The sequence below is a fragment of the Sulfitobacter sp. DSM 110093 genome (genome assembly GCF_022788715.1).
Lineage (GTDB): Bacteria > Pseudomonadota > Alphaproteobacteria > Rhodobacterales > Rhodobacteraceae > Sulfitobacter.
Genome location: NZ_CP085167.1, coordinates 1318444 through 1334115, shown reverse-complemented (window position 1 = coordinate 1334115; position 15672 = coordinate 1318444). Strand labels below are relative to the sequence as shown.

General features: G+C 58.8%; 15 protein-coding genes. 9 read left to right on the top strand and 6 right to left on the bottom strand.

Features of this window, described 5'->3' with window-relative positions; genetic code table 11:
- Window positions 1–58: 58 nt before the first annotated feature.
- From DSM110093_RS06455 to ilvN, 6 genes are all read left to right on the top strand, one after another.
- Window positions 59–541, top strand: coding sequence for a YbaK/EbsC family protein (locus DSM110093_RS06455; protein ID WP_243267213.1), 483 nt, complete (start codon window positions 59–61; stop codon window positions 539–541).
- 125 nt (window positions 542–666) lie between these two features.
- Window positions 667–1074 carry a DUF2852 domain-containing protein gene (locus DSM110093_RS06450; protein ID WP_243267212.1) on the top strand — a complete coding sequence of 136 codons (408 nt, stop codon included), beginning with the start codon at window positions 667–669 and terminating at the stop codon, window positions 1072–1074.
- Window positions 1075–1146: 72 nt separating this feature from the next.
- Entirely contained in the window at window positions 1147–1584 is a 438-nt protein-coding gene (locus tag DSM110093_RS06445; RefSeq protein WP_243267211.1) for an RDD family protein, read from the top strand.
- Between the two features lie 72 nt (window positions 1585–1656).
- Entirely contained in the window at window positions 1657–2475 is an 819-nt protein-coding gene (locus DSM110093_RS06440) for an arginyltransferase (protein WP_243267210.1), read from the top strand.
- Between the two features lie 411 nt (window positions 2476–2886).
- The gene (locus tag DSM110093_RS06435) at window positions 2887–4641 is read left to right on the top strand and encodes an acetolactate synthase 3 large subunit (protein WP_243267209.1); all 1755 of its coding nucleotides are present in this window, start codon (window positions 2887–2889) and stop codon (window positions 4639–4641) included.
- Between the two features lie 71 nt (window positions 4642–4712).
- On the top strand, window positions 4713–5273 hold the full coding sequence (ilvN, locus tag DSM110093_RS06430; RefSeq protein WP_243267208.1) for an acetolactate synthase small subunit: 561 nt from the start codon (window positions 4713–4715) through the stop codon (window positions 5271–5273).
- 13 nt (window positions 5274–5286) lie between these two features.
- Here the strand turns inward: ilvN and DSM110093_RS06425 are convergent, their stop codons facing one another.
- Window positions 5287–5646: a hypothetical protein gene (locus DSM110093_RS06425; protein WP_243267207.1), complete on the bottom strand. Its 360-nt coding sequence runs from the start codon at window positions 5644–5646 to the stop codon at window positions 5287–5289.
- Window positions 5647–5863: 217 nt separating this feature from the next.
- Between DSM110093_RS06425 and DSM110093_RS06420 the strand changes: the two genes are divergently transcribed.
- On the top strand, window positions 5864–6661 hold the full coding sequence (locus DSM110093_RS06420) for a helix-turn-helix transcriptional regulator (protein ID WP_243267206.1): 798 nt from the start codon (window positions 5864–5866) through the stop codon (window positions 6659–6661).
- Window positions 6662–6667: 6 nt separating this feature from the next.
- Here DSM110093_RS06420 and prfB read toward each other — a convergent pair whose 3' ends face one another.
- The 4 genes from prfB to DSM110093_RS06400 form a co-directional block, all read right to left on the bottom strand.
- Window positions 6668–7792: a peptide chain release factor 2 gene (gene prfB / locus DSM110093_RS06415; protein WP_243267205.1), complete on the bottom strand. Its 1125-nt coding sequence runs from the start codon at window positions 7790–7792 to the stop codon at window positions 6668–6670.
- 122 nt (window positions 7793–7914) lie between these two features.
- On the bottom strand, window positions 7915–10470 hold the full coding sequence (locus tag DSM110093_RS06410) for a PBP1A family penicillin-binding protein (protein WP_243267204.1): 2556 nt from the start codon (window positions 10468–10470) through the stop codon (window positions 7915–7917).
- A gap of 129 nt (window positions 10471–10599) precedes the next feature.
- Window positions 10600–11820, bottom strand: a complete 1221-nt coding sequence (locus DSM110093_RS06405; protein ID WP_243267203.1) for an N-acetylmuramoyl-L-alanine amidase — start codon at window positions 11818–11820, stop codon at window positions 10600–10602.
- A 59-nt stretch (window positions 11821–11879) separates the two neighbouring features.
- The gene (locus DSM110093_RS06400; RefSeq protein WP_243267202.1) at window positions 11880–13022 is read right to left on the bottom strand and encodes an aminotransferase class I/II-fold pyridoxal phosphate-dependent enzyme; all 1143 of its coding nucleotides are present in this window, start codon (window positions 13020–13022) and stop codon (window positions 11880–11882) included.
- Window positions 13023–13119: 97 nt separating this feature from the next.
- On the opposite strand from DSM110093_RS06400, the gene DSM110093_RS06395 reads away from it, so the two are divergent.
- Together DSM110093_RS06395 and DSM110093_RS06390 are read left to right on the top strand one after the other, a co-directional pair.
- Window positions 13120–13869 (top strand): DsbA family protein, encoded by a 750-nt coding sequence (locus tag DSM110093_RS06395; protein ID WP_243267679.1) that lies wholly within the window; start codon window positions 13120–13122, stop codon window positions 13867–13869.
- A 2-nt stretch (window positions 13870–13871) separates the two neighbouring features.
- A complete protein-coding gene (locus DSM110093_RS06390; protein ID WP_243267201.1) occupies window positions 13872–14366 on the top strand; it encodes a disulfide bond formation protein DsbA in 495 nt (164 codons plus the stop codon).
- A 151-nt stretch (window positions 14367–14517) separates the two neighbouring features.
- Here the strand turns inward: DSM110093_RS06390 and ispG are convergent, their stop codons facing one another.
- Window positions 14518–15642: a flavodoxin-dependent (E)-4-hydroxy-3-methylbut-2-enyl-diphosphate synthase gene (gene ispG, locus DSM110093_RS06385; protein ID WP_243267200.1), complete on the bottom strand. Its 1125-nt coding sequence runs from the start codon at window positions 15640–15642 to the stop codon at window positions 14518–14520.
- Window positions 15643–15672: the final 30 nt, after the last annotated feature.

The window sequence follows — 15672 nt, the reverse complement described above, 5'->3', positions numbered from 1 at the left end:
GGTTGGTAGGACTTTCACCTGTGCCATAACGAGGGCACCAACCATCAAGAGGCAAAAGATGAGCAAGAGTTTGAAACGGGTGCGCGCAACGTTGGAAGCCGCCGGGATCACGCCAGATATCCGCGAAACCGCCTTGGCGCGCACGGCGCAGGATGCGGCAACCGCATTGGGTTGCGCCGTGGATCAAATCGCCAAGTCCATCGTTCTGCGCGGAGAGGACAGCGGCAAGGCATTGCTCTTTATCACCGCCGGTGCGCAGCAGGTCGATCTGGATCGCGCTGCGGCATTAGCCGGGGAACCGTTGGGCAAGGCCGATGCGGCCCTGATCCGGGCGCAGACCGGCTTTGCCATCGGCGGCGTGGCCCCCGTGGGCCATATCACCCCACCCCGCGCGTGGTTTGACCGCAGCCTACTGAAATTCCCGCTGGTCTGGGCAGCCGCAGGCACGCCGCACCATGTTTTCAGCCTCGAGCCGCACAAAATGGCGGAAATTTCAAATGCGCAAGTATCTGACTTTGTTGCGATATCCCGACTAATGTAAAAAACATTCACATACCCCCTTGCGAAACGGGCCGGGCGTGCCGATCTATTCAATGTGAAAGACATTCACATTACCAAAAACGCCCGGGCCGGCGACAGGCCCGTCACGAACCGAAAGGCTCAACAATGACGACAGTGACCACCGACCCGACCTATGGCAACCGAAGCAACTGGTTTGCCCGCACCGAAAGCTGGATGGACGCGCGCGGCAAAGGCGCGTGGATCGCCGCGATGGTGCTTGGCTTCATCTTCTTCTGGCCTGTTGGCCTCGCCCTTCTTGCATATATGACTTGGAGCAAACGTATGTTCTCTTCGAAATCCTGCAGCCGCAAATCCAGCCGTTCGATGATGTCACGCAGCACAGGCAACAGCGCCTTTGACGCCTATAAGGCCGACACGCTGCGCCGTTTGGAGGAGGAACAGGGCAATTTCGAAGCCTTCCTTGAGCGGCTGCGCGAAGCCAAAGACAAGGCGGAGTTTGACCAGTTCATGAACGACCGCGCCAAGCAAGACGACACGGCCACCGGCGCCTGATCCGGCCCCTGACCATCGCCCCCTCCCCCAGCCTTCCGGCTCCGCGCCGGGAGGCCCTTTGCAGGACATGACATGACCCAGACCCCTGACCCCGATCTGCACCCGCAATTCTACGACGGGATCGCTGGTAAGCGCCTGTTGGCTTGGATCATCGATGTGGTCCTGATCGTCGGCTTTTGCTTTCTGCTGGTGCCGTTCACGGCCTTCACCGCGCTTTTTTTCTTTCCCTTTTTGGTGCTGGTGGTTGGCTTTGCTTATCGCGTGGCCACCCTGACCAGCGGCTCGGCGACATGGGGGATGCGGCTGATGGCGATGGAACTGCGCGATCGCCGCGACCAGCCCTTTGATTTCATCACCGCGCTGCTGCATACGATCGGCTATTCGATGTCGATGACGGTGACGATCATTCAGGTCGTCTCGGCGGTTTTGATCTGTACCACCGCACGCCGCCAAAGCCTTACGGATATGGCGCTTGGCACTGCGCCAGTGAACCGCCGTCTCAGCCGCTAGCCGCTCACGCAATTTTGCCCTTGGCGCAGCGAAGGGTGGTTGATAGCATCCCCCGATCAATGCTGGAAACCCATGCGACATACACTGCCTTTGACACCGCAATTTTATGTCACAGCGCCGCAGCCCTGCCCCTACCTAGAGGGTCGGATGGAGCGCAAGCTGTTCACCGCCCTGCAAGGGGAGAATGCCGCACGTCTAAATGACAGCCTGTCGAGCCAAGGTTTCCGCCGCTCTCAGAACGTGCTTTACCGCCCCTCTTGCGCCGATTGCGCCGCCTGCCTCTCGGCGCGGATTGATGTGGCGGCCTTTCGCCCCAGCAAAAGCCAGCGTCGCATTCTGAATCGCAACGCGGGGCTTGAGCGCCGCGCCACTTCTCCTTGGGCGACGGAGGAGCAATATGACCTCTTCCGGAGCTACCTTGATAGCCGCCACGCAGATGGCGGCATGGCGGATATGGACGTTTTCGAGTTCGCCGCGATGATCGAAGAAACACCGATCCGTAGCCGGGTGATTGAATACACCGACCCCGAAGCGGATGATGCGCTGGTTGGTGTTTGTCTGACCGATGTGCTGAACGACGGGGTGAGTATGGTCTATTCCTTCTACACCCCAGATCGCCCGCGCAACGGGTTGGGCAATTACATTATTCTTGATCATATCGAGATCGCCCGCGCTGCTGGCCTGCCCTATGTCTACCTTGGCTATTGGGTGCCGGGCAGCCAAAAGATGGGGTATAAGGCCAAGTTTTCCGGGCTTGAGGTTTATTTGGGCGGCGATTGGCAAAAGATGCGCAATCCTGAGCAGTTCGTGCCCGACCAGCACCCGCTGAGTAATGATCCGATTGCTGAACAGGTCGCCAATATTACCCTGCCGGATGTCGGCCCACGCTAAATCAGCGTAATTTTTGTTTTTCTGATTATGTCACGGCGCCCCGGCGAGCGCTGAGTCGCGATGACCTGCAACTTGTTCACCGCCCCTATTTCGCCCAAACCTTAGATAAAGATACGTGAACCTGTAAAATTCTTTGCGAAAATGTCGCCAACCGACCCATCAAAGTAACAAAACGCCAAATTAGACACGTATCTGGGCAAGTTTTTCGCCTTTTCGCTGTTGACGCCCCTCGGCAGCCCTCCTAATCTCACGCCAAGCTAAGAGGACCCAGAGATGATAAACCTAGTCATTATTGTAGGACACACGCGCATGGGCCGGTAACGGTTAACCATACTACTTCCCATGCGCCCCCGTCAGACCGGGGGTTTTTTTATGCCAAACGCCAACAACCTGCCTTACGGAGCACCTAAGATGAAACGCCAAATGACCGGAGCGAAAATGATCGTCCAAGCCCTGATTGACCAGGGTGTGGACACCGTCTTTGGATATCCCGGTGGTGCGGTGCTACCGATCTACGACGAAGTCTTTCAGCAAAACTCGATCAAACACGTGCTGGTGCGCCACGAGCAGGGAGCGGTCCATGCCGCCGAAGGCTATGCCCGCTCGACCGGCAAACCCGGCGTGGTGCTGGTGACTTCCGGCCCCGGTGCCACCAACGCGGTCACCGGCCTGACGGATGCATTGCTCGACTCGATCCCGCTGGTTGTGCTGACAGGTCAGGTGCCGACCTTTATGATCGGTTCAGATGCCTTTCAGGAAGCCGACACCGTAGGCATCACCCGCCCCTGCACCAAGCACAACTGGCTGGTGAAAGAGACCGACAATCTGGGTGCCACCCTGCATGAAGCTTTTCACGTTGCCACCCATGGCCGCCCCGGTCCGGTGCTGATCGACATTCCGAAAGACGTGCAATTCGCCACGGGCAGCTACGAGTCCCCCAAACCCTCAACCTCGCGCTACCAGCCGCAGGTAAAGGGCGACATGGCAGAGATCACCGAGTTGGTCGCCGCGATGGAGACGGCCAAGCGCCCAATCTTCTACACCGGCGGTGGGGTCATCAACTCTGGCCCGGCAGCCAGCCAACTGTTGCGCGAGTTGGTAGAGGCCACGGGTTTCCCTATCACGTCGACCCTCATGGGCCTAGGCGCCTATCCCGCCTCGGGCGACAAATGGCTGGGCATGTTGGGGATGCACGGGCTGTATGAAGCCAATATGGCGATGCATGACTGCGATCTGATGATCAACATCGGCGCGCGTTTTGACGACCGTATCACCGGCGTCATCGACAGTTTCAGCCCCAAATCCACCAAGGCGCATATCGATATCGACCCTTCGTCGATCAACAAGGTGATCCGCATCGACATTCCGATCGTCGGTGACGTGGGTCATGTGCTCGAAGACTTGCTCAAGGTTTGGAAGTCGCGCGGCCGCAAGACCAATAACGAGGGGCTCGCCAAATGGTGGTCCAAGATCGAAGAATGGCGTGCGAAGGATTGTCTGAAATTCACCCAATCCGGCAAGGTCATCAAACCCCAACACGCGCTGTCGCGGCTCGAAGCGCTGACCAAGGATCATGACCGCTATATCACAACCGAAGTGGGCCAGCACCAGATGTGGGCCGCGCAATACCTCGGTTTTGATGAGCCGAACCGCTGGATGACTTCAGGCGGTTTGGGCACGATGGGCTACGGCTTCCCGGCCTCTATCGGTGTGCAGATGGCGCATCCGGAAAGCCTTGTAATCAATGTGGCGGGCGAAGCCTCGTGGCTGATGAACATGCAAGAGATGGGCACGGCGATGCAATTCGGCCTGCCGGTCAAACAGTTCATCCTCAACAACGAACGCCTTGGCATGGTGCGCCAGTGGCAAGAACTGCTGCACGGCGAACGCTATTCGCAAAGCTGGTCCGAAGCCCTGCCCGATTTCGTGAAACTGGCCGAAGCCTTTGGGGCCAAAGGGATCATCTGTTCGGACCCCGATGACCTTGATGACGCGATCATGGAGATGATCAACTACGACGGGCCAGTGATCTTTGATTGCTTGGTTGAGAAGCATGAAAATTGCTTCCCGATGATCCCCTCAGGCAAAGCGCATAACGAAATGCTGCTGCCGGGCGATCATGAGACCCAAGGTGTGATCGACGCAAAAGGCTCAGTGCTGGTGTGACCCGTTTTCTTTCAAAGAAAACGACCGGGAATTTTTGAAAAATTCCCGCGGCTAGATAGAAGGACAAAGACATGGCTGCCCTAAAAATCAAGAAAGGTGCGACCTCGCATTCCGCCTATAACCTACGGCCCAGCTTTTCGGATGTGGTCGAGAAACACACGCTGGCGGTGTTGGTCGAGAACGAACCCGGCGCGCTGGCGCGGGTGATCGGCCTGTTCTCAGGTCGGGGCTATAACATCGACAGCCTCACCGTGGCCGAGGTCGATCACACCGGTCATCTGTCGCGCATCACCATCGTCACCAGCGGCACCCCGCAGGTGATCGAGCAGATCAAAGCGCAGGTCGGTCGGATCGTGCCAGTCCATGAGGTGCATGACCTCACCGTCGAAGGCCCAAGCGTGGAACGTGAACTGGCGATGTTCAAAGTTATCTGCAAAGGCGAACACCGGGTCGAGGCGCTGCGTCTGGCGGATATCTTCCGCGTTAATGTGGTCGACAGCACGCTCGAGAGCTTTGTGTTTGAGATCACGGGCGCGCCGGAGAAAATTGACGCGTTCGCCGAATTGATGCGCCCATTGGGCCTTGCCGATGTGGCCCGCACTGGGGTTGCGGCCCTCGCCCGCGGGGTCTGACCCGCCCGCAATCTTAGGCTTTTAGTTGGGCAGCGCCAAGGCGGCGCTGTCCGGCCTTTGGTGTGAAGGGAATGATCTGTGCGGTCTTGCGCGATTTTTCTGTACGGTTTAACGCCTTAGCCGGAATGGTATCGCTGCGCAGGGCGTCCGGCAGATGTTCGCCAGCATTCTCTTGGACAAGTCGCGGGTTCCCAGCAATCCGTAGTTTGCGATGCACAGAAATATCGAACTGCACCATGTCGCCGGTATCAAACCCGGAACCACCACCAATCTCGACTATTGGTTCTTCGTAATACGCCAGATCGCCATGATCTTCACACCAGAAGACTGCCTTGCCAGCGCTGTTATCGCTCCACAGAACTACACCTATCATAGTACACCCCGTTTTCGATCAATGGCTTACAGTCTGCGACAATCGGAGGAGGTAAAACATAGGTTAAAATGCAACGTGCGCTTGCAATTTGTGACGGTTCCCTTAGGCTTAGCCTCAAATTCGCGCCACTTCTGACGCTAACTAGCATCAGACCCTTAACAACTTGCCTGCGACGGTCTTTGCACTGGGACCGGCACGAAAATCAGAACGAGGCAGAATGTCCGCTCCGACTCGCTCCCCCTCCGAACTCCGTAGCATGTTTGGTGCGAATTTGCGGCAGTTGGCAGCCGACCACCCCTCAATATCAGAACTTGCACGAAAGCTTGGGATCAACCGCACCCAGTTCAACCGTTACCTGTCGGGCGAAAGCTTCCCTCGGCCCGATGTATTAGCCCGGATTTGCCGTTTCTTTGAGATCGATGCGCGGGTTCTGCTAGAGCCGGTCACCGAAATCTCCCTCAACCAAGATCCGATCAACAACGGCTTTCTGCGCGACTTTCTGGGCACCGGGGTTCAGAACATCCCTGAGGCGGACTTTCCCAGCGGTTTTTACCGCTTCGCGCGACGCTCTTTCTTGGATCATGACAGGTTTGTCACGGGTGTCGTTCTCGTCGCTCGGCACAACAGCAGCACCTTCCTGCGCGGATATGAAAGCGCCCGATCCCTGCGCGAGCAGGGGTTGCCTACAAACCCCGGTGCACGAGAATATCGCGGTATCGTTTCGCAGCAGGAAAACGGTGTTTCGATCGTGGTATCACGGCGCAGGACGCTGACCGGGTCGTTTAACTACCTAAACCGCGTGGCTTCATTCGAGAATAACTTTTGGGTGGGCTATGTCACCCGAACGGCCCCCGAAAGTGCCGCTGGGACCCGTGTCACACGGCTGACTTACGAGTATATCGGCAGAGACCACAAAATAGCTCTCCCCGCCGCCCGGCATGCGGGATTTACCGACGTTGACGCGCTGATGCCTTACCACCGCCGACTGCTACAGCCGGACGCGCCGTTCAACTAGAGCAGATTAGTCGCCCTGCGCCTCTGCCCGGCTTTTGCCTGCGACGGCCAATGCCAGTGTGGCCCCCATCAACCCATCAAGATCACCGTCAAGCACACCTTTGGTGTCGGATGTCTCGTAGTTGGTCCGCAAATCTTTGACCATTTGGTAGGGCTGCAGCACGTAGGATCGGATCTGGTTGCCCCACCCCGCATCGCCCGCGTTCTCATGGGCCTCGTTGACCAGTGCCGAACGCTTGTCCAACTCCATCTGGTACAGCCGCGATTTCAGCGCTTTCATGGCGATGTCACGGTTCTGGTGTTGCGACTTTTCCGAAGATGTCACGACGATCCCGGTGGGGTGGTGGGTGATCCGCACCGCCGAGTCGGTGGTGTTAACGTGCTGGCCGCCCGCGCCGGATGACCGGTAGGTATCGATGCGGATGTCAGAGGGGTTCACTTCGATCTCGATATTGTCGTCGACCACGGGGTAGACCTTCACGGAAGTGAAAGAGGTGTGCCGCTTGGCCGCCGAGTCGAAGGGCGAGATGCGTACCAAACGGTGCACGCCGCTTTCGGACTTCAGCCAGCCATAAGCGTTATGCCCTTCGATCTTATAAGTTGCGGATTTGATCCCCGCCTCTTCGCCCGCGCTTTCGGCCTGCAGATCGACTTTATAGCCCTTCTTCTCAGCCCAGCGGACATACATCCGCGCCAGCATGCTGGCCCAGTCGCAGCTTTCGGTGCCGCCCGCGCCAGAGTTGATTTCAAGGAAGGTGTCGTTGCTATCGGCCTCGCCGTTCAGCAGCGCTTCAAGCTCTTTCTGGGCGGCGGTTTCTGCCAACGCCTTCAGCGCGGATTCGGCGTCAGAGATGACCTCTTCGTCCTCTTCCATCTCACCCAGTTCGATCAGCTCGACGTTATCGGCCAGCTCTTGCTTAATGCCTTCATAGGTGTCGATGGCATCCACCAGCGACTGCCGTTCACGCATCAGTTTTTGCGCCGCGTCGGGGTTGTCCCAAAGGTTCGGGTCTTCGACGCGGGCGTTGAATTCTTCCAGCCGGTAGGGCGCGGTCTCCACATCCAGTCGCTGGGCCAGCAATTCCAGCGATTTGCTGATCTGGTCCGCGGTATTCTGTGCCTCTGCGCGCATGTGTGCCTGCCTTTGATAAGTAATGCGGCCCCGAATACCGGAGCCGCACGAGAGATAGACCAGCCCGCCAGTGGCGGCAAGTGGGGGTGGCAAACCGAACGCCTGCCCGCCCCTATGTCTGCTTAGTACAAACCGCCGGAGCTGAGCGTGCCAAAGCTCGCCTTGGGGCCCACGGTGGCCTTTTTGCCGGTCGATGTGGTGACTTCACGCGAGGAAGAGCCGCCCAGTTCTTCGACCAGAGGCAAGTCTGCGCCCATGGCAAAGCCGCCGTCGAAAGCGATGCCAAAAAGCGGCTCTTCGCCATTGCGGAAACATTCCGACACAACGTTGGCGCCCGTCGCGCTATCGCTCAGCCGTGCGCCGGTGAAACGGTCGATCTTGATAAAGCGGCACTGCTCGGGGACTTTGAAATCACCGCCGCCGTATTTCTTGATCGCCTGAGACATAAAGCGCTGAAACACTGGCGCGCAAAGACGCCCGCCGCCTGCCCCGCGGCCCATCGGGCGCGGCGTGTCAAAACCGATATAACAGCCCGCTACCACATTGGACGAGAACCCGACGAACCACGCGTCTTTTTCATCGTTGGTGGTGCCGGTTTTTCCTGCGATCGGAACGGGCAAGTTAACGGCATTGCGCGCTGTGCCGCGTTCAACCACGCCGCGCATCATCGACGTCAACTGGTACGCCGTTACAGGGTCCATCACCCGCTCGCGGTTAGAGATGATGCGTGGCGCTGCACCGGGGGCGAGGTTGATCTGCTCACAGTCGTAGCATTTGCGCTCGTCGTGTTTATAGACGGTGCGGCCATAGCGGTCTTGCACCCGGTCTACCAACGTCGGCTGAACCCGTTCCCCCCCATTGGCGAACATCGCATAGGCCGACACCATTTGGTAAAGAGTGGTTTCCTGACTGCCAAGCGCGTTGGACAACAAAGGGGCCAGATCGTCGTAAACCCCAAAGCGTTCAGCATAGCTGCCAACCACATCCATCCCGACCTCTTGGGCCAGACGGATGGTCATCAAGTTTCGCGACTGTTCGATCCCGGTACGCAGTGGCGCGGGCCCATAGAATTTATGCGACGCGTTCTGAGGCCGCCACACACCCTGCGGTGTGTTGATCTCAATCGGGGCGTCCACCACGATGGTCGCCGGGCTATAGCCACTGTCGAGCGCGGAGGCATAGACGAAGGGCTTGAAGCTCGACCCCGGCTGCCGCTTGGCTTGGGTTGAGCGGTTAAACACGCTCGATTGGTAGGAAAACCCGCCCTGCATCGCAATCACACGGCCTGTATGCACGTCCATCGCAACGAAACCGCCCTGCACTTCTGGCACCTGCCGCAGGGTCCAGCGGATGAACGACCCATCGCTGTCCGAGGTCATGCGGCGCACCAGCACAACTTCACCCACGTCGAGCAGATCCCCGGCAACCTGCGCCTTACGGCCAAGTTTACCATCATCTAGCCGCTTGCGCGCCCACTGCACGTCCTTCGCGGGGATCCAGTGACCGTCATCGTCTTCTTCAACGCCTTCGATCCCAACGCGGGCGTCGCTATTGCCCACCTCCAGCACCACTGCCGGATACCATTGGTTTTCCAAGTCAATATCGCGTGGCACCCGTAGGTCCGCGAGGGCGGCGCGCCATTTCTCTTCGCTGGTCAACTGCTCGGCTGGAATGTCAAAGCGCGTGCCGCGCCAAATGCCTTGCCCTCGGTCATATTGCTCAAGCTGAAGACGCAGCGCATTGGCGGCAATAGGCTGCATTTCATTGTCGATGGTCGCGCGCACGGTCAAACCACCGGTAAAGAATTCGCCCTCGCCAAAGTCTTCGCTCAACTGGCGGCGAATTTCGTCGGTAAAGTAATCACGCGGCGGCAGTTCAGCCTTAAAGCTCTCGAAATCGCCATTCTGAACCGAGCGTAGCGGCAGCGCCACTTCGGTCTCATATTCCGCCGCAGTGATATAGCCGTTCTCTTTCATCTCGCGCAGTACGAAGTTCCGCCGCGCCAGCAGCCGGTCCTTGCGGCGCACCGGATGGTAATCCGACGGCGCTTTGGGCAGTGAGGCGAGGAAAGCCGCCTCATGCGGGGCCAACTCGCTCAGCGTTTTGTTGAAATATGTCTGGCTGGCCGCGGCCACGCCATAGGAGTTCTGGCCGAGGAAAATTTCGTTGAGATACAGCTCAAGGATCTTCTCTTTGCTCAGCGTCTCTTCGATCCGCGTGGCGAGGATAATTTCTTTGATCTTGCGCTCAGCCCGCCGGTCGCCGGACAACAGAAAGTTCTTCATTACCTGCTGCGTGATCGTCGATGCGCCGCGCACATCGCGCCCGCGAGATTTCACCGCATCAACCGCCGCCGCACCAATGCCGCGTAGGTCATAGCCTTCGTGCGTGTAGAAATTCTTGTCTTCCGCCGAAATGAATGCCTGTTTCACCAAATCGGGGATCGTGCTTGCCGGGGCAAACAGACGACGTTCCTTGGCGAATTCATCAATCAAACGACCTTGGCCCGAGTAAATCCGGCTGATTGTCGGCGGCGTGTATTGGGCCAGCGACTCGTGGCTGGGCAGATCCCGACCATACATCCAGAACACCGCACCGATGGTCAAAGCGACCATGCCGACGGCCAGGGTCAGGGTGGTAAAGATACCCCCCAAAAAGGACAGGACAAATCGAAACACGCGCGCGGACCACCATTGGCTAGGGATAGAACCGAGCCTATACAGGATGCACTGGCGCGGGTCAAAACACATGGCCGCCAGCAAGGGGCGAATGTCCGCCCATCGCCGAACTGGCCATATCCATCTATTTTACTTTCGGATCAAGGGTTTGAGCGCCGCATCCTGATCGCGCCAATTGACAATCGCGTCAGCCATCGCCATTACCATCGACGCACGCCATACAGGATCGCGCAAATTGGTTAGATCCCGCTTGGAGCTGAGAAATCCGACTTCGACCAAAACAGAGGGAATATCGGCGGATTTCAACACCGAAAACCCAGCCCGCCGCAGGGGCCGGTTGTTCATCGGCCCGCCCGCCGCGCGCATCCCCTCTACCAGCACCTTTGCCAGCGCATCCGAGCGCGGCTCGGTTTCTTGGCGCGCAAGATCAAGCAAAATACCGGCCACCTGATCATCTGATCCCGTCAAATCGGCGCCTGCGATAATGTCAGACCGATCGTGCCGCGCGGCAAGATGTTCGGTCGCCACGTCGCTGGCATCATCCGATAGCGTGTAGACTGTCGCCCCGCTCGCCCCGCCCTGTGACAGGCTATCCGCATGGAGTGAGATAAACAGATCGGCCTCCGCCTGATGGGCGATGGCGACGCGATGCTCAAGCGCCACGAAGAGGTCTTCGTCACGGGTGAGCAGCACATCCACCCCTTTGCGCCGCAGCGCATCGCGCAGATCGCGGGCGAAGTTCAGCATCAGGTCTTTTTCATCCAACCCTTCGCGCTGCGCACCGGGGTCGATGCCGCCGTGGCCGGGGTCCAGCACGACGGTGAAGGTGTTTTTATCGACCGCTGGCGGTTTCGGCGCCGCGGTCAGCGCGGTGGTCCAATCGGGATCAACGGGTGCACCTGCGACCTCAGTGAAGACCTCAGCTGCTACGGTTTCAAGCGTGATTTCCAGCCGCGCCTTGCCGCTGGCCGCATCCACTGGCATCCCAATCTCGGCAGGCACCATCGGCTCGGCCAGGTCGGCCACCAGCCGCGACCAACCGGGCTGAAACGCGCCAAAGCGCAGGGCCGAAATCCGACCCGGCTTGGCCAGCAGATCGCCAGTTTCCACCTCGCTCCAATCTGCCTCGCGAAAATCGACGATCAGGCGGGCGGGATCATCCAGCAGGAAAACGCGGAACGGCACGCCTTGGCTTAACGCCACGGTAAGGTCAGTCTTACCAAACCAGCCGTCTTTCACAGCGCTTGCAACTGGATCGACTCGCGCCAGCGCGGTCAATTCCTGCGCCCCTACATCTACCGGCGCCGCACAGGCCAGCGCCATTGCCAGACCCTTTAGAATTGCCCGCATGTTTCATCACCCTGCTCGTTTTCGCTATTGTACCATCTGCCGCGCGGGCAAACCAGCGTTCAGCGTGCAGCCATGAAAGCTTTGAGCCGGGCGATGCCCTCTTCCATATCCACCGTGCTGCGCGCGTAGGAAAAGCGCAATGTCTTATGCCCCCGCGCCGGATCGAAATCGAGCCCGGGGGTCACAGCAACACCCGCCTTTTCCAAAATCTCGGCCGCAAAAGCGCGACTGTCATCGGTGAAACGCGAAACATCAGCATAGACATAGAACGCACCATCAGGCGGCGCGATGTCGGTGAACCCCGCCTCTTTCAGCCCGTCGATCATCAGATCCCGATTGCGGCGATAGACCGCAAGATTGGCCTGCAATTCATCATCACAATCCATGGCCGCCAGTGCCGCAATCTGGCTGGCATGGGGGGCGCAGATGAACATGTTTTGCGCGATCCGCTCAACCACGCGCACCTGATCTTCGGGCACCACCATCCAGCCGACGCGCCAGCCAGTCATTGAGAAATACTTGGAGAAGGAGTTGATGACATAGCAGTCGTCAGTGACCTCCAGCGCGGTCACGGCCTTCTTGTCATATTCAATGCCATGGTAGATCTCGTCCGAGATGAAGGACATGTCACTGGCCGCACAGGCGTCTGTGAGCGCCAAAAGCGCCGAACGGTCCAGCATGGTGCCCGAAGGGTTGGCAGGTGAGGCCACCAGCAACCCGCGCAGGTCTTGCCCCGCGAAATCCGCCGCCACGGGCTGGTAGCGGTTTTCTGGTGCGGCGGGCAGATCGACCGGCTGCATGCCCAAGGCCCGCAGGATTTGGCGGTAACTGGGATAGCCCGGCGCGCCGATGCCGACGCGATCACCGGAATCAAACAACGCGGTGAAGGCCAGCAAAAACCCGCCCGAGGATCCGGGGGTGATCACCACCCGCGCCGGATCGAGATCGACATTGTACCAATCCCCATACATCTGCGCGATACGCTTGCGCAGCGCGGGCAGCCCAAGCGCCACAGTATAGCCCAATGCGCCCTCTCCCATTGCCTCGCTCAGCGCCTCGGCAGCCTCCCTTGGCGCACCTGTGCCGGGCTGGCCAACCTCCATATGGATGATGTGGCGACCTGCTTCTTCGGCTGCGGTCGCGGCCTGCATTACGTCCATCACGATGAAGGGATCGACGGCGGATCGGGTTGAATTGCGCATGGGCTTGCTCCTACTCTCGGCTTATGCTTTCACCGCGCCTGATGCCGGGCGTCAACCCTTGGCCCCCCGAAGGCTCGTTTCAATGAAAGGTCCGCCCATGTTCGCCCGCCTGATCGCCCCCACCTTTGCCAGCGCATTGGCCCTTGCCGCCCCCGCCGGGGCGATGGACCTAACCGAATTGACTGACGCCGAACGCGCCCAGTTCCGCGCCGAAGTTCGCGCCTATCTGATGGAAAACCCCGAAGTGATCCTTCAGGCGGTTGAGCAGATGCAGAACAATCAGGCCCAAGCGCAGATGCAGGCGGATTTCGATCTGGTCAGCACCAATGCCGATGCGATCTTTGACGATGGGTATTCATGGGTCGGCGGCAACCCCGACGGTGACATCACGCTGGTCGAGTTTCTTGATTACCGCTGCGGCTATTGCAAACGCGCCCACGACGAAGTGGCGAAGCTGTTGGAAACAGATGGTAATATCAAGCTGATCGTCAAAGAGTTCCCAATCTTGGGAGAACAATCCGTGCTGGCCTCGCGCTTTGCCGTGGCGACCAAACAAGTTGCCGGAGATGATGAGTACAAGCAGTTGAACGATGCGCTGATGGCCTTTAATGGCCAGGTCTCCCTCCCCGTGCTGCGCCGCTTGGGCGAAAGCTTTGATCTGGATGTGGCGGCAATCGAAGCCAAAATGGGCAGCGACGAAGTCACCCAAGAGATCGCCGACACCCGCGCATTGGCCGAAAAGCTGCAAATCACCGGGACGCCTACGTTCGTGATGCAAGACGAAATGCTGCGCGGCTACCTGCCCTATGACCAGATGATGGCATTGATCGCAGAAAAGCGCGGTTAAAAATGCGCACGGCAGGTGCATTGGCCGCGTTTGCGCTGGCCCTGCCCGCCGCAGCAAGTGATTTCAGCGCGTTTGGCCCAGCCGAGCGCGCTGCTTTCCACGCAGAACTCCGCGCGGCGATCTTGGCGAATGGTGACGTGATCGCCGACGCGATGGCAGCGCCGCAGCCGGCGCAATCCGAAATGCAGCAATATATCCAAGACGACCTAACCCTGCTCGAACGGCTCGCTCCCGACCTTCTGTCGGGCCACGCCGTAGCGCTTTTCACCGCGCAAGACTGTAATACCTGCGCGGCCGCCCTCAAAGAATTAACAGAAATCACAGAGCGTTACGGGCTGACATTCACCCAGCACGATCTGCACACGCATCCAGCCGCCCGCTGGGCCGCCGCCCTAGGACTCGACTCCGCCCCCTTCTACGTATTGCCTGAGATGGTCCTCAACGGCCACATGCCGCCCATGGTCCTAGAAAAGCACCTCAACCCCAAACCACATTAACATTCAACACCAACCCACTGATTAAAGACATCTTCCAAACAGCAAAAAAGCACGCGCCCCGCCCGGTTCACCCGCTTCCTACCATCTTCATCCTTTTAAAAATACCGCAGCGCACCCTGCCCGCCGCCACGCGGCCAGCGGCCCAGCCACCCTACTCCGCCGCTTTCACCGCTTCAGCCTCAATCTGTGCCGCGCGTTCTTCCACCTGTTCGACGATATGTTCGATCATACCTTCGTTGCCAAGCTTATGGCTTTGCTTGCCCGCAAGATAGACCATACCAGAGCCCGCGCCGCCCCCGGTGAAACCGACATCTGTCATCAGCGCTTCGCCTGGGCCGTTTACAACACAACCGATGATGCTAAGGCTCATCGGCGTCTTGATATGCTCCAGCCGCTTTTCCAACGCCTCGACGGTCTTGATCACATCAAACCCCTGTCGCGCGCAGGAGGGGCAAGAGATGATGTTCACGCCCCGGTGACGCAGTCCAAGCGATTTGAGAATTTCATAACCGACCTTCACCTCTTCGACCGGATCAGCCGAGAGTGAGACGCGGATCGTATCGCCAATACCACTCCACAGCAGATTGCCCAACCCGATGGCCGACTTGATCGTGCCCGACATCAGCCCGCCCGCCTCGGTGATGCCGAGGTGGATGGGGGCGTCGGTGGCATCGGCAAGCTGTTGGTAAGCGGCAGCAGCCATGAAAACATCAGACGCTTTGCAAGAGATTTTGAATTCGTGAAAATCATTGTCTTGCAGGATTTTGATATGATCCAGCCCACTTTCGACCATCGCATCGGGACAAGGCTCGCCGTATTTCTCAAGCAGGTGCCGCTCCAATGAGCCAGCGTTCACACCGATGCGGATAGAACAATTGTGGTCCCGCGCGGCTTTGATGACCTCGCGCACACGCTTCTCATCGCCGATGTTGCCTGGGTTGATCCGCAGGCAGGCGGCACCGGCTTCGGCGGCTTCGATCCCGCGTTTGTAGTGGAAATGGATATCTGCAACGATTGGCACAGAAACTTCGGGCACGATTTCCCGCAGGGCTTTGGATGACGCCTCATCCGGGACAGAAACCCGCACGATATCCGCGCCCGCATCGGCGGAAGCCTGTATCTGCGCGATGGTCCCCGCCACGTCGGTCGTGAGCGTATTGGTCATCGTTTGCACAGTAATCGGCGCATCGCCCCCCACCGGCACATTGCCCACCATGATCTGCCGGGACTTGCGACGCGGGATATCGCGCCAAGGGCGAATGGAATGAAGCGACATAAAGACACCTTTCGCGGGAACGGGAGCTAT